The 19,845-nt window shown below is 69.3% G+C and carries 18 protein-coding genes, 3 tRNA genes and 1 riboswitch; of the genes, 16 read left to right on the forward strand and 5 right to left on the reverse strand.

Annotation, left to right across the window (positions count from 1 at the left end; all coding sequences use genetic code 11):
* Positions 1-16 precede the first annotated feature (16 nt).
* Together ACFVBH_RS02270 and ACFVBH_RS02275 are read right to left on the reverse strand one after the other, a co-directional pair.
* Positions 17-1,198: a cation:proton antiporter gene (locus ACFVBH_RS02270; RefSeq protein WP_378998999.1), complete on the reverse strand. Its 1,182-nt coding sequence runs from the start codon at positions 1,196-1,198 to the stop codon at positions 17-19.
* Positions 1,199-1,205: 7 nt separating this feature from the next.
* Positions 1,206-1,688, reverse strand: a complete 483-nt coding sequence (locus ACFVBH_RS02275) for a TrkA C-terminal domain-containing protein (protein WP_354985316.1) — start codon at positions 1,686-1,688, stop codon at positions 1,206-1,208.
* A 574-nt stretch (positions 1,689-2,262) separates the two neighbouring features.
* Here ACFVBH_RS02275 and ACFVBH_RS02280 point away from each other — a divergent pair.
* From ACFVBH_RS02280 to ACFVBH_RS02290, 3 genes are all read left to right on the forward strand, one after another.
* On the forward strand, positions 2,263-4,404 hold the full coding sequence (locus ACFVBH_RS02280) for an acyltransferase family protein (RefSeq protein WP_378999001.1): 2,142 nt from the start codon (positions 2,263-2,265) through the stop codon (positions 4,402-4,404).
* 85 nt (positions 4,405-4,489) lie between these two features.
* Entirely contained in the window at positions 4,490-6,172 is a 1,683-nt protein-coding gene (locus tag ACFVBH_RS02285; protein ID WP_354985314.1) for an ATP-binding cassette domain-containing protein, read from the forward strand.
* A gap of 26 nt (positions 6,173-6,198) precedes the next feature.
* Positions 6,199-6,378, forward strand: a complete 180-nt coding sequence (locus ACFVBH_RS02290; protein WP_378999003.1) for a hypothetical protein — start codon at positions 6,199-6,201, stop codon at positions 6,376-6,378.
* 246 nt (positions 6,379-6,624) lie between these two features.
* Here ACFVBH_RS02290 and ACFVBH_RS02295 read toward each other — a convergent pair whose 3' ends face one another.
* Positions 6,625-7,632, reverse strand: coding sequence for an MsnO8 family LLM class oxidoreductase (locus tag ACFVBH_RS02295; protein WP_378999005.1), 1,008 nt, complete (start codon positions 7,630-7,632; stop codon positions 6,625-6,627).
* A 227-nt stretch (positions 7,633-7,859) separates the two neighbouring features.
* On the opposite strand from ACFVBH_RS02295, the gene ACFVBH_RS02300 reads away from it, so the two are divergent.
* The 7 genes from ACFVBH_RS02300 (at position 7,860) to ACFVBH_RS02330 (ending at position 13,037) form a co-directional block, all read left to right on the forward strand.
* Complete coding sequence (locus ACFVBH_RS02300) at positions 7,860-9,155, forward strand: lipase family protein (RefSeq protein ID WP_378999007.1); 1,296 nt, start codon at positions 7,860-7,862, stop codon at positions 9,153-9,155.
* A gap of 90 nt (positions 9,156-9,245) precedes the next feature.
* Positions 9,246-10,430, forward strand: coding sequence for a PucR family transcriptional regulator (locus ACFVBH_RS02305; protein WP_378999009.1), 1,185 nt, complete (start codon positions 9,246-9,248; stop codon positions 10,428-10,430).
* Between the two features lie 213 nt (positions 10,431-10,643).
* The gene (locus ACFVBH_RS02310) at positions 10,644-11,675 is read left to right on the forward strand and encodes an alpha/beta hydrolase (protein ID WP_379001564.1); all 1,032 of its coding nucleotides are present in this window, start codon (positions 10,644-10,646) and stop codon (positions 11,673-11,675) included.
* A 31-nt stretch (positions 11,676-11,706) separates the two neighbouring features.
* Complete coding sequence (locus ACFVBH_RS02315) at positions 11,707-12,507, forward strand: SDR family oxidoreductase (RefSeq protein ID WP_354985309.1); 801 nt, start codon at positions 11,707-11,709, stop codon at positions 12,505-12,507.
* 279 nt (positions 12,508-12,786) lie between these two features.
* Positions 12,787-12,859, forward strand: a tRNA-Pro gene (locus ACFVBH_RS02320).
* A gap of 18 nt (positions 12,860-12,877) precedes the next feature.
* Positions 12,878-12,953, forward strand: a tRNA-Glu gene (locus tag ACFVBH_RS02325).
* An 11-nt stretch (positions 12,954-12,964) separates the two neighbouring features.
* Positions 12,965-13,037, forward strand: a tRNA-Glu gene (locus ACFVBH_RS02330).
* A gap of 195 nt (positions 13,038-13,232) precedes the next feature.
* Here the strand turns inward: ACFVBH_RS02330 and ACFVBH_RS02335 are convergent.
* Positions 13,233-13,664: a hypothetical protein gene (locus tag ACFVBH_RS02335; protein WP_378999011.1), complete on the reverse strand. Its 432-nt coding sequence runs from the start codon at positions 13,662-13,664 to the stop codon at positions 13,233-13,235.
* A 100-nt stretch (positions 13,665-13,764) separates the two neighbouring features.
* On the opposite strand from ACFVBH_RS02335, the gene ACFVBH_RS02340 reads away from it, so the two are divergent.
* Positions 13,765-14,388 (forward strand): MerR family transcriptional regulator, encoded by a 624-nt coding sequence (locus ACFVBH_RS02340; RefSeq protein WP_354985308.1) that lies wholly within the window; start codon positions 13,765-13,767, stop codon positions 14,386-14,388.
* Between the two features lie 55 nt (positions 14,389-14,443).
* On the opposite strand, the gene ACFVBH_RS02345 is transcribed toward ACFVBH_RS02340, so the two are convergent.
* The gene (locus ACFVBH_RS02345; RefSeq protein ID WP_378999013.1) at positions 14,444-14,815 is read right to left on the reverse strand and encodes a DUF4267 domain-containing protein; all 372 of its coding nucleotides are present in this window, start codon (positions 14,813-14,815) and stop codon (positions 14,444-14,446) included.
* Positions 14,816-14,988: 173 nt separating this feature from the next.
* A riboswitch (cobalamin riboswitch) is annotated at positions 14,989-15,183 on the forward strand.
* A 28-nt stretch (positions 15,184-15,211) separates the two neighbouring features.
* Here ACFVBH_RS02345 and ACFVBH_RS02350 point away from each other — a divergent pair.
* Genes ACFVBH_RS02350 through ACFVBH_RS02370 form a run of 5 tightly spaced genes read left to right on the forward strand, consistent with a single transcriptional unit; the run spans position 15,212 to position 19,785 of the window.
* On the forward strand, positions 15,212-16,249 hold the full coding sequence (locus ACFVBH_RS02350) for an ABC transporter substrate-binding protein (protein WP_378999016.1): 1,038 nt from the start codon (positions 15,212-15,214) through the stop codon (positions 16,247-16,249).
* Positions 16,246-17,244 carry a FecCD family ABC transporter permease gene (locus ACFVBH_RS02355; RefSeq protein ID WP_378999018.1) on the forward strand — a complete coding sequence of 333 codons (999 nt, stop codon included), beginning with the start codon at positions 16,246-16,248 and terminating at the stop codon, positions 17,242-17,244. Before ACFVBH_RS02350 ends, ACFVBH_RS02355 begins: the two co-directional genes overlap by 4 nt.
* Entirely contained in the window at positions 17,241-18,308 is a 1,068-nt protein-coding gene (locus tag ACFVBH_RS02360) for a FecCD family ABC transporter permease (RefSeq protein ID WP_378999020.1), read from the forward strand. Before ACFVBH_RS02355 ends, ACFVBH_RS02360 begins: the two co-directional genes overlap by 4 nt.
* Complete coding sequence (locus ACFVBH_RS02365; RefSeq protein ID WP_378999022.1) at positions 18,305-19,093, forward strand: ABC transporter ATP-binding protein; 789 nt, start codon at positions 18,305-18,307, stop codon at positions 19,091-19,093. The genes ACFVBH_RS02360 and ACFVBH_RS02365 overlap by 4 nt, the downstream gene beginning before the upstream one ends.
* Positions 19,090-19,785, forward strand: coding sequence for a (2Fe-2S) ferredoxin domain-containing protein (locus ACFVBH_RS02370; protein WP_378999024.1), 696 nt, complete (start codon positions 19,090-19,092; stop codon positions 19,783-19,785). Before ACFVBH_RS02365 ends, ACFVBH_RS02370 begins: the two co-directional genes overlap by 4 nt.
* The last annotated feature ends 60 nt before the right edge of the window (positions 19,786-19,845 follow it).

The raw sequence follows: 19,845 nt of genomic DNA on the forward strand, positions 1-19,845 counted from the left end.
TCGGTCATGGGTCCGCTCAGGCGACCGCCGGGGCCCGCCCGTCGAAGCGATGCAGCACCGGTTCCACCACGCGCGCCGCGATCGGGCCCAGCACCGCCATGATCAGCACGTAGGTCGTGGCCATGGCCGCGAACGACGCGGGTACCGCACCGGCCGTGACCGCCAATCCCGCGATGACGATGGAGAATTCGCCGTGCGCGACCAGGGCCGTGCCCGCGCGCGCCCGGCCGTACTTCGAAGCGCCCGCCCGTTTGGCCGCCCACCAGCCGGTGGCCATCTTGGTCGCGACCGTCACCACCGCCAGCACCACCGCCCAGCCCAGCACCGGCGGGATGCTGCGCGGATCGGTGCTCAGCCCGAACAGCACGAAGAACATGGCCGCGAACAGATCCCGCAGCGGCTCCAGAATCTTGGTGGCGGTGTGCGCGGTCGAGCCGGAGATGGCGATGCCGAGCAGGAACGCCCCCACCGCCGCCGACACCTGCAGCGCCGAGGCCACACCCGCGACCAGCAGCGCCGAGCCGAGCAGCTTGAGCAGGAAGATCTCGCGATCCTTGCTGTCCACGATCATCGAGACGTACCTGCCGTAGCGCAGTGCGACCACGAGCACGATCGTCACCGCCGCCAGCGCGATGCCGAGCGTCTTGAGCCCGGCCGCGAACCCCACCCCGGCCAGCACCGCGGTCAGCACCGGCAGATACGCGGCCATGACCAGATCCTCGAAGACCAGGATGGACAGGATCGTCGGGGTCTCGCGGTTGCCGAGCCGGCCCAGATCGCCGAGCACCTTGGCAACGATGCCCGAGGAGGAGATGTAGGTGACGCCCGCCATCGCGACCGCTCCGGTCAAGCCCCAGCCGAGCATGAGCGCGACGATTACCCCGGGCGTCGCGTTCAGTACCAGATCGAGCACGCCGGCCGCCCACGAACTGCGCAGGCCGGTGACGAGTTCATTGGCCGTGTACTCCAGGCCCAGGAGCAACAGCAGCAGTACGACGCCGATCTCACTGGCCAGGTGAATGAACTCGTCCACGTGGTTCAGCTCGATCAAACCGCCGGTACCGAATATCAGACCACCGAGCAGGTACAGCGGAATCGGCGACATTCCGATGCGCGCGGCGACCCTTCCCAGCAATCCCAGACCAAAAAAGACCGCGCCCAGCTGTATCAGCGCGAGCGCGGTTTCGTGTGCCACCATCTACTTTTCAGCCATCCGTCAAAATTCTGGCGGCAGCCCCTAGGCTTTCCGCGGTACCTACAACTACGAGGACATCACCGGCGGTGAACAGGAAATCCGGGCTAGGGGACGGAATCGCGTGGCCGGCTCGCATGACCGCGACGATCGACACCGATGTGCGCGAACGCATCTGGGTATCGCCCAGCAGCCTGCCGTCGTAGGGCGACCGCGCGCCGATGGTGAGCTGCCTGGTCACGATGTCGCCGAACTCGCGGTGCTCCTCCTGCAATTGCGCCACCAGCTGCGGTGCGCCGAGCAGATTGGCCAGCACCGCCGCCTCGTGGGAGGACAGTGAAATCTGGTCCATCGCATCGGGATTGCCCGGCTTGCTCACGATCAGATCGATCGTGCCGTCCTTGTGATCGATGATTCCGATCCGGCGGCGCGAGCCCGTCAGCGAAAAGTCCTTGCGTACCCCGATTCCGGGCAACTGTGTAACCTCGACGTTCACAAATCCACACTAGCGGGAAACGACCGCGTGCTTCATATGGAAGTCGGAACAATCGGGAAAACCCTTGCCGCCTGCGGTGATGCAATGCGCGATCGAGATCTTCGACGCGTTTACAACGGAACCGCGGGGGTAGTCGCCAGGACAGGAATTCACCGGCGCGCGAGGCGGAGCGGGTGTGCGGAGTTTCGGCTACGGCCGATCGAGCTGGGGAAAGAGGTAGAGCATTGTTGAGTACGCAGGTCGCGTGAATGCCACGGGCAGCTCCTCTCGGGTCGATACAACATCACCATGGCTCGTGAGCCACGTGCCGACCAGCTTCGCCCGGCCCCTCTTACATGGTAATGATTCCGTAAAGGTGCAGGATTGGCAAATCGAGAGCCACCCGATCCGGGTGCCATCCACCGCGAATCGGCTTGGCGGCCAGCGACTTCTCGGCCACGCCCGGCCGCCGCTCCGGTCCGAGTTTGCCTGGGCCGTAAGTGATCGGGCATCTTGGGAGCCGTTGTGCCGAGAATCTCATCGGCATCCCCGCGCCGCACTCCGGGCCGGGGCCAACCGGTAGTGGGAGTTGATCGTGCGCATTCGTACCTCCGACACAGCGACGTTCACTGTGCCGGTCGAGCGAAACCGCCTGCCCTCGCAGATCTCTCAACACGACACCGACTTCCTGCCCATCGTCCGGCCGGACTACCGACTGGACCTGGACGGGCTGCGCGGAGTCGCGATCGCACTGGTCGTGGCGTTCCACGTGTGGATGGGTCGCGTGTCGGGCGGGGTGGACGTCTTTCTGGTGCTGTCCGGTTTCTTCTTCACCGCGATGGTGTTGCGGCACACCGAGGCAACGGGCAAGGCCGGCACCGTGCGCGCGCTGCGCCGCACCGGCCGCCGGCTGCTGCCCGCGCTGCTGGTGGTGCTCGGCGCCATCACCGTCGCCACGGTCCTGCTGCGGCCCTACACCCAGTGGGAGGACATCGGCCGCCAGATCATCGCCTCGATGATCTACAGCCAGAACTGGTATCTCGCCACCGCCGAACTGGATTACCTCGCGCCCGATCCCTCGGTGAGCCCGCTGCAGCACCTGTGGTCGATGGCGGTGCAGGGGCAGTTCTACCTGGTGATCCTGGCGGTGGTCGCGGCGTGGTCGCTGGTGCGCCGGCTGATCCGCAGTCCGCGCGCCAGTCGCGTTGTCCTGCTGATCCCGCTGCTCGCCGGGGCGGGCGCCTCGTTCGCGTACGCGACCATCGGTGCGGGACAGCACCAGTCGTGGACCTACTACGACTCCGGCGCACGGGCCTGGGAACTGCTCGTCGGCGCGAGTATCGCGGTCATCGCCCCGTGGATCCGGGTGCCCAAGTGGGCGCGCGCGATCGCGGCCACCGCGGGCCTGGCCATGGTGCTGTCCTGCGGGTTGATCTTCGACGGCGCCCGCGAATTCCCCGGGCCCGCCGCGCTGTACCCGGTGCTGGCGACCGTGCTGCTCATCCTGTCCGGCATGGGCCTGCCCGCCACGCATCGGCCGTGGGCCAACCGGGTGCTGGCGAGTCGGCTGTGCACCGAGCTGGGCACCCTGGCGTACCCGTTCTACCTGTGGCACTGGCCGATTCTGATCTTCTATCTGGCCGAGAGCGGCCGCGTGCACGCCGGACTGGGCGACGGCATGGTGGTGATCGGGGTGTCGCTGCTGCTCGCGGTGATCACCGCGCAGCTGGTCGAGACCCCGCTGCGCCGGCACGCCGGCATCGGCACGACCCCGGTGCTGTCCACCGCCGTGTACCGGCGCGTGGTCGGGGTGTTCGTCAGCGCCGTGGGCGTCGCGGTGCTGGTGGCGACCGTCGGCTGGCAGATCATCATCGGTCCCGCCGCCTCGCCCGAACCCGCGGTCGCGGCGTCCCCCGCCTATCCCGGTGCGGGCGCGCTGACCAGCGGGGTTATTCCACTGCCGGAACCCTTGCGGCCCTCGCTGTTCCAGGGGTTCGCCGACGCACCGCCGCCCACCCAGGACGGCTGCATCGTGCCGGACAGCGAGGTCAAACGCTGCGTCTACGGCAATCCGAACGGCGAGCGCACCATCGCGGTGGTCGGCGGATCCCATTCCGAGCATTGGATTCCCGCGCTCGAGGTGCTCGCCCAGCAGCAGGGTTTCCGCATCGTCACCTATCTGAAGCAGGGATGCGCGCTGACCCTGGTCGATCAGCCGTCCTACTCCGAGACCCCGTTCCCCGAATGCCGGGAATGGTCGGTCGCGGTCATCGATCAGCTCGCGCTCGAGCGGCCGGACTGGGTGTTCACCATCTCGACCCGCTTCCGCCCCTACAGCGACGGTGACGAGGTGCCGGTGGAGTTCCCCGAGGTCTGGTCGGCGCTGGCCGATCGCGGGCTCAAGATCCTCGCGCTGCGCGACACCCCGCGCCTGCGCCGGGACGGGGTGTTCTACAAGGCCGTCGATTGTCTTGCCTACCACGGCAATTACGACAGTTGCGGCATGAACCGCAGCATCGCGCTCGATCCGGTCGATCCGGCCGGGGCGGCCGCGGCGTCGTATCCGTCGGTGTTCCCGCTCGATCTCTCCAACGCGGTGTGCCGTCCCGAGCGCTGCCGGGTCAGCGAAGGCAACATCCTGATCTACCGGGACGAGCACCACCTCACCGCCAGCTACTCCCGTTCGCTGGCGCCCGAACTCGGCCGGCAGATCGGCGCCATCACCCAATGGTGGTGAGCCGCCAGGCAACTTCGGGCTATCGGAGGTCGCGGACCGCCAATTCGGTTGCGGTTCGCGCGCGGGTGCGGTTGTCTGGTCCCCCGTGGCCCACGTAGACGTATCCGATGTCGAGTTCTTCCTCCCCGACGGACGACAGCTCCTGGACGGGGTGAGTTTCCGGATCGGCGAAGGCGTCAAAGCCGCGCTGATCGGGCCGAACGGGACGGGCAAGACCACCCTGGTCAAGATCATCGCCGGTGACCTCGCGCCCGAGGGCGGCGCGGTCACCAGATCCGGATCGCTCGGCATCATGCGCCAGTTCATCGGCCAGATAGACGACGAGTCCACCGTGCGCGACCTGCTGCTGTCGGTGGCCGCACCGCCCGTGCGCGCGGCCGCCCGGGCGCTGGACGACGCCGAGAACGCGCTCATCGAAACCGACGACGAACCAACCCAATTGGCGTACGCGCACGCCCTGGCCACCTGGGGCGATGTCGGCGGCTACGAACTGGAGACGTTCTGGGACAACGTCACCGTCACCGCGCTCGGCATCGACTACGACCGGGCCAAATGGCGTGCCACCGCGACACTGAGCGGCGGCGAGCAGAAGCGCGTCGTGCTCGAGGCGCTGTTCGCCGGACCCGACGAGGTCCTGCTGCTGGACGAGCCGGACAACTATCTGGACGTGCCCGGCAAGCAGTGGCTCGAACGCACCATCGCGCAGTCGAGCAAATCGGTGCTGTTCATCAGCCACGATCGCGAACTGATCGCCAACGCCGCCACCCGCATCATCACCCTCGAGCCCGGGGTCAGCGGCGCGACGAACTGGATTCACGGCAGCGGCTTCGCGACCTATCAGCAGGCCCGCGAGGACCGCAGCGCCCGGCTGGCCGAACTGCTGCGGCGCTGGGACGAGGACCACGCCAAACTCAAGGCCCTGGTGCTGCGACTGCGTGAGAAGGCGAAGTTCAACGACGGTGTCGCCGCCCGCTATCACGCCGCGCAGACCCGCCTGGCCAAGTTCGTGGAAGCCGGGCCGCCCGAGGCGGTGCCGCTGCGCCAGAACGTCTCGGTGCGGCTGCGCGGCGGGCGGACCGGCAAACGGGCGCTGGTGTGCACGCAACTGGAGTTGACCGGTCTGATGCGGCCCTTCGACGCCGAGATCTGGTACGGGGACCGCGTCGCGGTGCTGGGCGCCAACGGTTCCGGCAAATCGCACTTCCTGCGCCTGCTCGCGACCGGCGGCACCGACCCCGACCACGAGCACCGGCCCGTCAGCGATCTGGACCTGACCCCGGTGCCGCACACCGGGATCGCGGCCCTGGGCGCGCGCGTGCGCCCGGGCTACTTCGCCCAGACCCACTCCCGCCCCGATCTGGCCGATCGCACCCTGCTGGAGATCCTGCACACCGGCGACGAGCACCGCGACGGCATGGGCCGCGAGGCCGCCAGCCGCGTCCTGGACCGCTACGGCCTGGTGAAGGCCGCCGAGCAACGCTTCGCCCACCTGTCCGGCGGCCAGCAGGCGCGCCTGCAGATCCTGCTGCTGGAGCTGTCCGGCGCGACGATGCTCCTACTGGACGAGCCCACCGACAACCTCGACCTCCACTCCGCCGACGCCCTGGAGGAGGCGATAGCCGAGTTCCAGGGCACGGTGGTCACCGTGACCCACGACCGCTGGTTCGCCCGGGAGTTCGACCGGTTCCTGGTCTTCGGCTCCGACGGCGTCGTCTACGAGTCCGACACCCCGGTCTGGGACGAGTCCCGGGTCCAACGCACCCGCTGACCCCCCGCCCACCCGATTCCGGTCGGGTGGGCGAACTCGGCCCCGAGCACCTCGTCGAGTCCTACGTCCCCGGCGTGACCGACCCGGCCGCGCTCCTCGCCGAACTCGACAGTCTCGCAACTCAACTCGAAGCCCACTTCGAGTACGAGGAGCGCTCCATCGTCGCGGCGCTCAATGTTCTCGGCCCGGCGCCGCGTGTGCCGTAGCGAACCATGCCCGGAACTCATGTTTAGATGCGCATATCCGGGTATAGGAATGTAGATCACCATCGTCCGGCGTGATCGCCCGGGCGTTGGCCGTCGTGGTCTGCCGTCGATCAGCGAAAAAGGCAGCGCGGGAACAGGTTTGCGCTGCCAACTCCCGGAGTCGGGGTTCACATCCCGGCGCGAGCGGGTGCGGCCCATAGTTCAGGGCGGTGCCGCCCCCAGTTCAAGCCAGGCGCGGCCCCTAGTTCAGGTCAGGGCGGGGGCCGCGACAGCGGCGGCCAGGCGGCGGTGGGAGTCCAGGCGGGCCGTGCGGTCGTATGTGCTTGTGTGGACCAGGATTTCGTCGGCGGTCGTGGCCTTTATCAGGCGGGTCAGTTCGGGGAGGACCGTCGACTCGGGGCCGTGGATGTGGCCGGTCAGGGACTCCTCGAAGAGGCGGCGCTGGCGGTCGGTCATGGGCTCGCGGGCGACCGCCGCCGGGGAGAGCAGGGGCGGGAACTCGCCTCGGGTGCGGGAGTAGGCGGCGGACCACGCCTCGGGGAGCAGCAGGCGGTGGGCCTGCTCCACCGTGTCGGCGACGACCACCGAGGCCGAGACGATCACGTAGGGCGCGGATCCCCATTCGGTGGGCCGGAAAGTGGTGCGGTAGTTGGTGATCGCCTCGATCATCCGGTCCTCCCCCGCTATCGGGGCGATGACCAGCGGCAGACCGAAGCGGGCCGCGCGTTCGGCGCCCGATCCGGTAGCCAGCAGATACGCGGGGACGCGCAGCCCTTCGGCGGGCCAGGCGTGCACGCCGGCGCGACCGCGCACGAAGTACTCCAGGAGCTCGGTCAGCTGCCCGTCGAAATCCGCGGCGTCGTCCCGGCCGTGCCCGAGCGCGCGGCGCACACCGTCGGTGAAGCCGACCGAACGGCCGACGCCCATGTCCACGCGGTCCGGGAACAGCGCCGCGAGCGTGCCGAACTGCTCGGCGACCACCAGCGGCTGATGGTTGGGCAGCATCACCCCGCCGGTGCCGACCCGGATCCGATCGGTGGCCGCGGCGACCGCGGCCGCCAGCACCGTCGGCGCTGAACCGGCCACCCCGGGCACGCTGTGATGCTCGGCGACCCAGAACCGGTGGTAGCCCCACTGCTCGGCGAGCCGCGCGAACTCCACCGTCTCGCGCAGTGCCGCGGCGGGCTGCTGCCCGGCGCGCACCCGCGAACGGTCCAGGATCGAGAAACGGGTGTCCGATAGCGCGGAGGTCATGTTGCATGGCAACGTTCGCGCCGCTCGTTGATTCCGGGCAGGTCGCGACGCCGCCGTTCGTGCAATTGCACAAAAACGTGATCCAGCCCTCGGCGCACCGTCGATTGCGCACGCCATTGCCATGGTGTGAGCTGAGTCGCATGGGCCGATCCGCGAAAATCGGCCGAACAATGGAGTTTGGAGGCTCGGTGAACAGGTCTCGTCGACGCCGTCTCATGGTCTTGACCATGTCGGCATGTTTGGCGGCGGGGGCAACCGCTACGGCTGCGGCGCAGCCGGAATATCCGCACACTTTCCCGCCGGATCAGAATCAGGTCCCGCAATTGCCGTCGGAGCCCTGGCTTTACGACCAATTGCCGATCCTCACCCCGAGTGAGGATCCCTGGTACAGCGATCCGCCGAATCTGGCCGATTACGCGCCCGGCGATATCGTGCGCTCGCGCGAAGTGCAGACCCGGGTGCTCGGAATTCCCTTCCCGGTCTCGACACGGCAGCTGCTGTTCCGCTCGGAGAACGTGCACGGCGAGCCGATCGTCACCGCGACCTCGGTCATCACCCCGGGCATCCCCTGGCAGGGCAGCGCACGCCCGGTGGTGTCGTTCCAGGAGGCCATCGACTCGACCAGTTCGAGCTGCAATCCCTCCTACACGCTGCAGACCGGCACGATGAAGGAATCCGCCCTCGTCATCTACTGGCTGATGCAGGGTTTCGCCATCAACGTCCCGGACTTCGACGGCAAGTTCAATACGTTCAACACCTACGACGAGGGCAAAATGGTCCTCGACAGCCTGCGCGCGATGAAGAACGACAACAGCCTCGGGCTCACCGATTCCGGCATCGCGCTCTACGGCTATTCCGGCGGCGGCTCCGGATCGATTCGCGCCGCGGAATTGCGCCAGAGCTACGCGCCCGACGTCCGGCTGCTGGGCACCGCGATCGGCGGCACCCCCGGCGATCTGGTGGGCATCGCCAAGTACGCCTCCGAGCCGCAGCCGGGCCTGGCGGGCACCAGCAATTTCACGATGTGGCTCGGATTCGCCTCGCTCGCACGCGAATACCCGGACGTGTTCAAGCCCGAGGAGTTCCTCACCCCCGAGGGCCAGGGCCTGCTGGCCGACTTCCAGAACCGCTGCTACGCGACCATCGCGCTCGAGGGCGTGTACCGCCCGATCAGCGAGTACTTCCAGCCCGGCAAATCCCTGGAGACCTCCCCCGAGGTCTTGAAAGTGCTCAGCGACAACAGCCTCGGCAAGCACATCCCGGACACCCCGGTGCTGTGGTGGCACGGCTTCTGGGATGAGCTGATCCCGCCCTCCACCGTGCTGCCGACCGTGCAGTCGTACTGGGATCGCGGCGCCGACCTGCGGTTCTACACCGTGCCGGTGCCCGAGCACATCACGAACGCCGTCACCGGCTGGCCCCCCGCGGTGGCCTGGACCAGCGCGTTGCTGCGCGGTCTGGGACCCGGGCCCAAGTTCAAGGCCGACTACCAGTTGCTGCCCGAGGGCTTCCCGGGTCGCTGAGTTCGGCGCGGCACGGCCGCGGATCCTGTCTGTTACAGCGCGTATCGCATAGTGTGTTCGGTGCAGGGTTGCCCGAACCAGGAGGTGGCTATGACCGAGCACACCGGTACGACAACGGACACCGCGGCCGTGTTCGATCTCCTGCGAGAACGCGCGACCGCCCTGGCGGCCTCGTTCAGCGTGGAACTGCCCGCCAACGGGGCGCTACCGCATTCGATGCGGGACGCGGACTTCGTGCCCAGCGCGCGGGTGAACCTCGAACTCTTCTTCCGCTACCTGATCGACGGCGTGGAACCCACTGTCGCCGACACCCAGCCGCTCATCGACCGTGCGATGACCCTGGTACACGACGGCATGCCGGTGGCGGAGGTGTGGCACAACTACCGCGCGGGCACGGCGTTCTTCTGGTCGGCGCTGGTGCCGCTGGTCGAGGACGCGGACTACCGGCTGATTCCGCAGGTGAGCCTGCGCCTGACCGACTACATCGGGCTCATCATGGGCCGGATCGCCGGCGCCCTGGTCGAGGACGCCCGCCAGCCGCGCTGGGATCTGCTCGAGCGCCAGCACGAACTCGCCGACGCCCTGCTCGCGGGCCGTGATCCAGGCAGCTGGGCCCTGGATCCGGAAACCACCGTGCCGCCGGCCTTCCTCATCGCGGCGGTGCGCCTGGGCGATCCGACGCCCGGCACCCTGACTCAATTGCGCAGTCGCCTGGCGCATCTGCCCGGCACGCTGCTGCATCGGGACAGCGGCGGCTGGACCGCCCTGGTGCCGATGGCGGCGGACGGCGGCGATCCGGTGCGGGTGCTGAGCGCCGCGCTCGCCCTGCCCGAGAACGCCCCGCATCCGCAGTACTGGATCGGCGTCGCGGCCGCGACCTCGCACGCCGCCGTTCCCGCCGCCTACGCCGAGGCCCAGGTGGTCGCGGAGGTGGCGCGCAGTCTGGAACTGCCGGAGGTGCTGTGCCGCCAGCAGGACATGATGTTCGAATATGCCATCGCCACAACGGGTTCCACCCGTACGACGCTGGCCGCGGTGCTCGCTCCACTGGACGATCAGCCGATGCTGATCCAGACCTTGGAAGCGTTCATCGACAACGAGTTCAATCACAACGCGGTGGCGCGGGCGCTGTTCATCCACCGCAACACGGTGACCTACCGGCTGGCCCGCATCGCCGATCTCACCGGCTACGACCCGCTGCTGGCCACCGGCATCTCCACGCTCATGGCCGCGCGCACCGCCCGCAGGCTGAAACCGGCGGCCGCGCGCGGGTGAGGTTTCGTTCCGAATCCTCGCTGTGTGAACCCCGTTCACCGCGCGGCCTCGCAGGACGTGAGACAGATGTCGATTCGACGGGAATTTCGCTCTGGGGCATGACAATCCGGGTTTCAGACGTCAAGATGATCGAGGCCCAGGCCGCAGAATAGACACCGTTGTACACAGTTCAGCGCTTCGGCCATCGCGGCGCGGACAGGAGAAGCCGTGGCAATGTCGCCGCAGTCCCCGCATTCCGTTTCGTCCGTGATCGTCGAGCAGTCCGGATCGGCCCGCATCGGCACCCGCATCGCACATCCGGTGCTGCGCACCACGCTGCAGCAGTTCCTGCGGGCGGGCGCCTGGGTGGCCGATCGCGGACCCGGTCCGGCGGACCTGATCTTCCGGGTGACCCGCCTGTCCGAAGCGCCCGCCCGGGTCCTGGGCGCGCCGCGCGGCGTGCGCAGGCATCCGGTGTTCTTCGACAGCTTCGACGCCGAATGGCTGTGGTCCGAGCCGGTTTCCGATCCGCGCATCGCCCGCGATTCGGCGATCCTGTACTTCCACGGCGGCGCGTTCATCGCGGGCGGGCTGCACAGCTACCGCAGGCACACCGCGCGGCTGGGCGCCCTGAGCGAGCTGCCGGTGTTCAGCGTGGACTACCGGCAGCTGCCGGACGCGCACCCCAACGAGAGCCTGGACGACGCGCTCGAGGCGTACCAGTACCTGCTGGATCACGGTTTCGCCCCGGAGAAGATCGTGTTCTCCGGCGATTCGGCCGGCGGCGGCCTGGCGCTGCGGCTGGCGCTGACCGTGCGCGATCGCGGATTGCCGCTGCCCGCGGGCATTTCGGTCACCTCGCCGTGGGCCGACTTCGATTCGACCGCGCGCATGGCGCACCCCAACGCCAAGCTGGACGCGGTGCTGCCCGCGGCCGGTCCCGACATGGTCGTGCGCCGGGGCATCGCCATCGACGGCGTACTGGATCCGAGCTGGTCGGTGGTCAATCACGATTTCACCGGGCTGCCGCCGATGCTGGTCCAGGTGGGTTCGCGGGAGATGCTGCTCTCCGACGCGCTCGAGGTCGCGAAACGCTGTGACGAGGCGCAGGTTCCGCTGCGTCTGCAGATTCGGGAGAGCGCGCCGCACACGCTGATTCACCTGGGTGCGGGCCTGCTCGCCGACGGCCGCGACGCCGCCGCCGACGCGGCCGAATTCCACCGTACGATTCTCGCGGCGACCGATACCGGTCGCACCGCCGCCTGATATCGGCGCGCCCCAACCGAAAGGCACGAACGTGACCGCCACCTCCTCCCGGCCCGCCGTTCTGATCACCGGCGCTGCCGCCGGGATCGGCCGCGCTATCGCGGCGCGGTTCGCCGGGGCGGGCTGGACGGTCGGGCTGTACGACATCGACGCCGACGCCGTGCGGCAGACCGCGGCCGAGATCGGCGGCGAGACGATCACGGGGGCGTTCGACGTCACCGACGCCGCGGGCTGGGAACAGGCGCTGAAGGAGTTCACCGAGGCCACCGGGCGGCTCGATCTGCTGGTCAACAACGCCGGGATCCTCTGCTCCGGCGCGTTCGGCGACATCCCGCTCGAGCGTCAGCTGCGCGTGGTCGACGTGAACGTGAAAGGCGTGCTGACCGGCTGTTACGCCGCGCTCGCGCACCTGCGCCGCACGCCGGGCAGCCAGGTGATCAACCTGGCGTCGGCCTCGGCGCTGTACGGCCAGCCGGGGCTCGCGACCTACGCGGCGACCAAGGCCGCGGTGCGCAGCCTGACCGAGGCGCTCGATCTGGAGTGGCAGCGGTACGGGATCAAGGTGCACGATCTACTGCCGCTGTTCGTGGCCACCGCGATGATGGACGAGGTCGAGCGCGGCTCCAGGACCTCGGCGACCCTGGGCGTCCATCTGACCGCCGCCGATATCGCCGATTCGGTCTGGAACACGGCCACCAAATCCGCGCGCCTGCGCGGCCCGCACGTGCTCGTGGGCATCCAGACCAAGGCCACCGCCGCCGCGGTTCGCCTGTCCCCCACCGCTTTCACGCGCGCGTTCGTCGGCTGGCTCAGCAAGTCCGATACGCTCTGAGCTGCGCGAACAGCTTCCCCGAAAATAAGTACCGCACTGGACGATTCGCTGTTAGCGTTGACCGCACACACCGACGAGAAAGGAACGCGACGATGACCGAGTGCAGTATCCCCAGTCCCGCAGCGACTTTCGGCGCCGGTGCCACCGTGCCGCCGGAACCGAGCGCCGCGCCCGCCGCCACCCTCGCGGTGAGTCACCCGTAGCCGGGTAACTTCCCCGCCGAGGGCCGCACCGGGCGCATATGCCCGGGGAGCGGCCCTTTTTCATGCCCTCCCGCCGCGGGACGTAGCTCAACGGATAGAGCGCCTGCCTTGGGTGCAGGAGGGTGCGAGTTCGACTCTCGCCGTCCCGACGATCGCGATATTTCCATGGCGCAGTGCTGTGCTGGTTCGGCACCCTGATTTTCACTCAGGACCACGTCGGTTCGATCCCGACCTGCGTCACCACAACTTCACACGGCCTCGTGCTCCGCCGGTCGGGCACCCTGATTCTCATTCAGGACTACGCGGGTTCGACTCCCGCCGAGGTCACGACCCCCGGTTCGCCGGGGCAGGGATTGGCAACCGGGCGGGGCCCGGGACCGCTTGCTACGCGGGTCGAGGCCGCAGCGCCTTGGGGATCGTGCCCTCGCCTTTCCGCCGAAGCGCCGCGCTCTGTCGATTCGACTGCGGCACAGGCCCGCTCACGATGCGGGCGTCGCGCTCTGAGCGCCTGCCGCAGCCGGATCACATCCTGTCGATGCCCGCGAGCAGGACGGTCACTCCCACCAGGACGACGCCCGTGACCAGTACGGCCGCGCCGACCCAGACCGCGGTGATCATCCGGTTGGGCCGGGCAGGATCGACGCCCAGCACCGACAGGAAGAACCCGGCGGGCATCAGGATGGCCGCCGCGAGCACCGCGATCGCGCCGCCGTTCGCCCAGCCGGGGCTGGCGCCCGCGGCATTGCCCAGTACCGCCAGCAGCAGGCCGAGCATGACCAGTACGCCGGCGTGCGCGTGCCCGGCGCGGAAGAAGGATTTCTGGAGTTCGTTCGCTGGCTGACCGCCGGTGACGACACGTAGCAGGAACGTTCCGCCGAAGGCGATGGTGGCCACCGAGATGATGGTGGCGCCCAGAACAATGCTGATCAGAGGGTCGATCAGGGTGGTGTACACGATGGCTCCCGCGGTTCGTACACTTGATTGGATACTTCCAGTACCTAATATTGGATAGTTGAGGTACCCAATGTCAAGGCGTGCAGCGAAGGAGACCCGCGTGCTGATGTCGGAGTTGGCGGCACGGACCGGCGTGCCGATCCCGACCGTGAAGTTCTACCTGCGCGAAGGCGTGCTGATGCCGGGCCGGGCCACCAGCGCCACGCGCGCGACCTACGACGAGACGCACATCCGGCGGGTCGCACTGATCAGGGCGCTGTCCCAGCTCGGCCTGTCCATGGCGCAGATCCGGGCGATCGTCACGCTGATCGACGAGCCCGGCCGCACCCTGCTCGACACCCTGGCCACGGCCACCGCGCTGCTGCCACCCGCCGTCGACGCCGCGGCCCCCGCCGACTACCCCCGCGCCCGCGCCGCGCTCACCGCGCTGCACATCGGCGTCCCCGACGACTACCCGGCCGTGGCCCAGCTCGAGCACGCCCTCGCCGCCGCCGAGGCCGCCGGGATGCCGATGACGGAGGATCGGCTCCGCGCCTACGGTCCCGCTGTCCTGGCCATCGCCGCCTACGACATCGACGAGATGCCCCTGGAACCCCCTTCCCGCGCAATCGAATACGCGGTTCTGGGCACGGCCCTCTACGAACCGGTGATCGCCGCCCTGCGCCGGGTCGCCCACGCCGAGCTCTCCGCCCGCCGCCTCGGCGCCGACGAGCCCACCCGCTGAGGTCCGTACGGACCCGAGCAACATCGAGCCCGGGCGGCCGACCGGACCGGACGCGTCACGCCGCGAAAAGCAGTGCGGCGCTGATCCAGACGATGACGGCGGTCGCGAAATGGATGCCGAACGCCGCCGCCCGGGTGCCGCCGTGGCGCAGCACGATCAGCGTGTCCCCGAAGGGGGTCAGCGAGACGGCCAGCATGTACCAGCCGACCGCGTCGGCGTCCGCGAACAGGATGAGCGCCAGGCCGATGACACCGGAGGTGATGTCCCGCAGGCCTTTCACATCCAGGTAGGCGGCGTCGCCGTCGGGTTTCGCGGGTACGCCGAACCCGGCCGCGGCGACCCGCGGTGACACCAGGAACCGAGCGCCGATGACGATGATGAACACGACCAGGAACACGGCGAGGCCGTAGGCGATCGGGGTGAGCATGAGCGGTGGAACTCCTCGGAAATGTACGGAATCGAACGGCCCCACCGTAAGAGCGGCCGGACAACGGGAACAAGGCGCGATCCCCCAAGGCTCGTGAAGCAGGACTCAACCATGTCGGCCCCCGCGCGAGCCCGGCCGCGCGGGCGGGGTTCCCGGGCGCACGGGTGATCTTGGTACAGTCCCCCCGCCGTGGTGTTCGGGAAACCGGTGTGATGCCGGTGCGGCCCTCGCCACTGTGATCGGGAGTGAAGATCGATCCGGACGGAGTGATCCGTTCGGGGCCACTGGGGTGCTCGCGCCCTGGGAAGGCTGATCTTTCGCGTGGTATCCCGTCAGCCAGGAGACCGGCCACGGCAGGCAACACCCGATTCCACGAGGACCTGGAAGGCGGTCTCGGTGACCCCATCTGTTTTCGCGCGCCTGCGTACCGGCGCGCTGCTGGCCTGCGCACTATTGCTCACCGGTTGCGGGGTGCAGGCCGGGCCCGCCGCCGACGGCGCGAACGCCGTCGCCCGCGCCAATTGCGGCATCGATGTCGCGGTGCCCGGTCCCCCGCAGCGCATCTACGCCGCGTACCAGCCCTCCATCGAGATCGCGCACGCACTCGGCGTCACCGATCGCCTGGCGGGGACCGCGTTCCTGGATTCGGCGGTGCTGCCGGAGTATCAGGCGGCGCAGGCGAGATCCCCCTACGTCGAGAAACTACCGAGCCGGGACGAATTGCTCGCGCAGCGACCGGATTTCGTGCTGTCCGGCTTCAACGGCGTGTTCGCCACCTCGTCGCAGAGCAGCGTGGGCACGCGGGCGAGTCTGCACGAACTGGGCGTGGACACCTGGGTACTGAGCCCGCTGTGCCCCAGCGCGGACGGTCTGGCCGACGAGGCGATCGATCCGGCGACGGTGCGCTTCGACAACGTCTACGCCGATCTGCGGGATCTGGGCGCGCTGTGGGGTGTGGCCGATCGCGCCGACACGGTGGTCGCCGACCTGAGTTCGCGCATCGAGGCGGTCCGCGCCAAGGTTGCAGGCGCGCCCAAGCCCAGGGTCGCCGTCCTCACGCCCAAGGACGACGGCTCCTACACCGTCGCGGGCGGCATCGATTTCATCTCCCGGATCATCGAGGCCGCCGGCGGGGTCAACGCCTTCGGCGATCTCACCGAGCGCCGCAACGTGCAGATCGGCGCGGAACAGCTCATCGCCCGCGATCCCGACATCATCCTGACCAGCCTGTGCTGTAAGGCGACCTACGTCCGCGCCGACGCGCAACCGCAGGTGGACAGGATCACCGGCAATCCGGCCTTCGCCAATCTGACCGCCGTGCGCGCGAAAACGGTGCACCCGTTCCTGTTCGCCGATCGCGCCGCCGGGGTCCGTATCGCGCACGCCACCGAACTCGTTGCCGGACTGCTGCATCCGGGGCTGTTCCCGAAGTGACCGGCACCGTGCGCGGCGCGGGCCCGGTGCTGGCCGCGGCCGCGCTCGCCGTGATCTGCGTGGCGTCCCTGCGGATCGGCACGCACCCCGTCGCTTTCGCCGACGTGATCTCGGCATTCACCGATTTCCAGGGCGGTGATACCGATCGGATCGTGCGCTACATCCGCCTGCCGCGCACCGTGGCCGGACTGCTGGCGGGGCTCGCGCTCGCCCTGGCCGGGGCCGTCATGCAGGGCCTGACCCGCAATCCGCTCGCCGGTCCGAGCCTGCTGGGCATCAACGCCGGCGCGTCACTGGCGATCGTGCTGGCCATGGCGGTATTCGGACTCGGCTCGGCCGCGGGTCTCGTGTGGTTCGCGTTCCTGGGCGCGGCGGTGGCGGCCGTTGTCGTCTATACGCTGGGCTCCTTGGGATTCGGCGGCGCGACCCCGGTGAAACTGGTGCTCGCCGGGGCCGCGTTCACCGCCCTGTGCGGCTCGATCACGACCGCGATAACCCTGCTCGATCGCACCACCTTCGACAACTTCCGCTTCTGGGTGGTCGGTTCTCTCACCCGCGCGAGCCTCGAATCCCTGTGGGCCGTCGTGCCTTTCCTGGTCATCGGGGTGACACTCGCACTCGCGGTAGCGAGTTCGCTCAACGCGCTGGCCATCGGGGACGACCTGGCGCGCACCCTGGGCACCCGCCTGCTCGTGGTCCGCGGCCTGGGCGCGCTGAGTGTGGTACTGCTGGCTGGTTCGGCGGTGGCCATCGCCGGGCCGATCGCGTTCATCGGCCTGGTGATTCCGCACATCGCCCGCGCGTTCGCCGGGCACGACTATCGCCGGGTGCTGCTCTGGTGCGCGCTGCTCGGACCCACGCTGCTGCTGGTCGCCGACATCGCGGGCCGGGTGCTGGCTCAGCCGCAGGAGATCCAGGTCGGCATCATCACCGCCTTCGCCGGATCGCCGTTCGTCCTCTACCTCGTCCGCAACCGGAAGGTGGCGACCCTGTGACCGCCCGCGAGTCGAGCGTATTGCCCGGGGGCACGGTGCTGTTGCGCTCACCGAGCGGGAAACTGGTCGTGCGCGTCCAACGCCGCTCGGCCCTGATCACCCTGGCGCTCACCGCGGCGGCCCTGCTGGTGGCGGCGTGGTCGCTCACCGTCGGACACTACCCGCTGACCGTCGCCGACGTGCTGCGGGTACTGGGCGGGGGCGGCACGCTCATCGAATACGACGTGGTCGTGGCCGATCGACTGCCGCGCGTGCTGACCGGCCTGGGCACCGGCGCGGCGTTCGCGATCTCCGGCGCGATTCTGCAGCGCATCGCGACCAATCCCCTGGTCAGTCCGGAGATCATCGGCATCAATACCGGTGCGTCGCTGGGCGCGCTGGCGGTGACCGTCGTACTCGGCGGTTCGGGGCTCGGCGTGGTCGGCGGCGCGCTCGCCGGCGCGTTCCTGGCCATGGCGCTGATCCTGGCGGTCGCGACCAAGGACGGCCTCGACGGGTACCGCCTGGTCCTGGTCGGCATCGGCGTGACCGCCATGCTGTCCGCGGCCATCGCGTTCATCCTGACCCGCGCGAACATCTATCAGGCGCACACCGCGGCCATGTGGCTCACCGGCAGCCTGGCCGGACGCGCTTGGCCGCACGTGGGATTCGCGGCCGCGGCGCTGCTCGCGGTGGTGCCGCCGCTGATCGTGTTCGCGCGCTCGCTGCCGCTGCTCGAACTGGGCGACGAACTCGCCCATTCCCTCACCGGCCGGCGCGGACCGCGGCGCACGATTCTGATCGTGCTCGCCGCGCTGGCCGCCGCCCTGGCCACCGCGGCGGCCGGACCGATCGCCTTCGTCGCCCTGGTGGCCCCGCAGATCGCGCGCAGGCTGCTCGCCGAACGCGGCGCCGGGCTCGCTCCGGCCGCGGCCGCGGGCGCGCTGCTGGTGGTCGCCGCCGACCTGGCCGCCCGCCGCCTGTTCCCCGCCGAGCTCCCGGTCGGGGTGGTCACCGCGATTCTCGGCGCCCCCGTTCTCGTCTATCTCCTCGCCCGCGCAACCCGGATCGGACACGCTGGATGACCGCACATCTGACCACCGCCGGACTCGGCCTCGCCTACCGCGGCGCCGCCGTCGTCACCGACGCCGAACTGGATTTCCCCGCCGGGCAATTCACCGTCGTCGTCGGCCGCAACGGCTGCGGCAAGTCGACGCTGCTGCGCGGGCTGGCCCGCCTGCTGCCACCGGCCACCGGCTCGGTGCTGCTCGACGGTGCCGACATCGCCCGCTTGCCGGCTCGAACACTGGCGCGCCGCCTGGGCATGCTGCCGCAACAGCCCGTCGCACCCGACGGAATCACGGTGGGAGATCTCGTCGGCCGGGGCCGGCATCCGCATCAGCGCTGGTTCCGGCAGTGGTCGGCGGCCGACGACGCGGCGGTCCGGAAAGCGTTGTCCGCCACCGGAACCCTGGAGCTGCTCGACCGGACGCTGGACGAACTGTCGGGCGGGCAACGGCAGCGGGTCTGGCTGGCGCTGGCCATCGCCCAGGATCCGGAGGTGATGCTGCTGGACGAACCGACCACCTTCCTGGACCTGGCCCATCAGCTCGACATCCTCGACGTGTTGCGAACCCTGTTGCCCCGCACCATCGTCGCGGTCCTGCACGATGTGAATCTGGCGGCCCGCTACGCCGACCACATCGTGGCCATGAAGGACGGCCGGGTGATCGCCCAGGGCGCTCCGGCGCGGATCGTGCGGCCCGAGGTCATGTCCGAGGTCTTCGATCTGGAGTGCGCGGTGATCGAGGATCCGCTGACCGGAACCCCGCTGGTGATTCCGGCCCCGCGGCCGGGGCGCGCCGCATGAGCCGCAGGCACGTGCTCGTCGCCCGCCCCACGCCGTCCGGGGTGGATCTCGTTGCCGTGCAACGCCTGGCCGACGCCTGCGGAATCGGGTACGCGGTCCTCGATCAGGACGAGCCGACGATCCACGACGTGCTCGACGACGCGCTGCGCGACGGCGTGCCGGTCACGCTCGTTCCGCTGGCGGTCCCCCGGGACCGCTATCTGGAGACCTGGATCGCACGCGCGGTGGCGAATTGGCGGGAGAGTCGCGGGGCCGAACTGGAGGTGCGGCTCACCGCGGGCATCGACACCACCGCGGAATTCCTCGACGCGGTCCGGATCCGCATGAAAGAGGACGGCGCGCCGATCTCGGCGAGCCCGCGCGCCTTTCGCAGCCCGGCCTGGTCGCAGCTGCCCGAGCACGATGCGCACATCCTGGTCTGCCGCGGCCCGCGCTGCACCGTCTACGGCGCGGGCGAGCTCTACCGGGAGTTGCGGCGCGACAACCCCGATGCGCTGGTCACCCCGACCGGCTGCCTGAACCCCTGCAATCTGGGGCCGCTCTACATCACCTATCCCGGCGGCGAATGGCATTCGCGCGCGCCGCGATCCGAGCCGGCGGACGCTGCCGGGACAAGCGAGGAGATTTTCCGTCCGAAGTGGACGATAGCCGGAAATGAAGGGCCGCAGCCCCTTCCCACTCTCAACATATAGCGCACCCGGGGGCTTGCGGCAAGACCCCGGTGATACCGCAGAATCATCCGCCGTAGCCGA

Source organism: Nocardia sp. NPDC057668 (assembly GCF_042799795.1).
Classification (GTDB): Bacteria; Actinomycetota; Actinomycetes; order Mycobacteriales; family Mycobacteriaceae; genus Nocardia.

Excerpts from the sequence above, each read along its gene's own strand:
- ACFVBH_RS02300 (WP_378999007.1), top strand. The coding sequence starts at position 7,860 with ATGTCGGCATGTTTGGCGGCGGGGGCAACCGCTACGGCTGCGGCGCAG.
- ACFVBH_RS02305 (WP_378999009.1), top strand. The coding sequence starts at position 9,246 with ATGACCGAGCACACCGGTACGACAACGGACACCGCGGCCGTGTTCGAT.
- ACFVBH_RS02365 (WP_378999022.1), top strand. The coding sequence starts at position 18,305 with ATGACCGCACATCTGACCACCGCCGGACTCGGCCTCGCCTACCGCGGC.
- ACFVBH_RS02270 (WP_378998999.1), bottom strand. The coding sequence starts at position 1,198 with ATGGTGGCACACGAAACCGCGCTCGCGCTGATACAGCTGGGCGCGGTC.
- ACFVBH_RS02295 (WP_378999005.1), bottom strand. The coding sequence starts at position 7,632 with ATGACCTCCGCGCTATCGGACACCCGTTTCTCGATCCTGGACCGTTCG.
- ACFVBH_RS02310 (WP_379001564.1), top strand. The coding sequence starts at position 10,644 with ATGTCGCCGCAGTCCCCGCATTCCGTTTCGTCCGTGATCGTCGAGCAG.
- ACFVBH_RS02345 (WP_378999013.1), bottom strand. The coding sequence starts at position 14,815 with ATGCTCACCCCGATCGCCTACGGCCTCGCCGTGTTCCTGGTCGTGTTC.
- ACFVBH_RS02370 (WP_378999024.1), top strand. The coding sequence starts at position 19,090 with ATGAGCCGCAGGCACGTGCTCGTCGCCCGCCCCACGCCGTCCGGGGTG.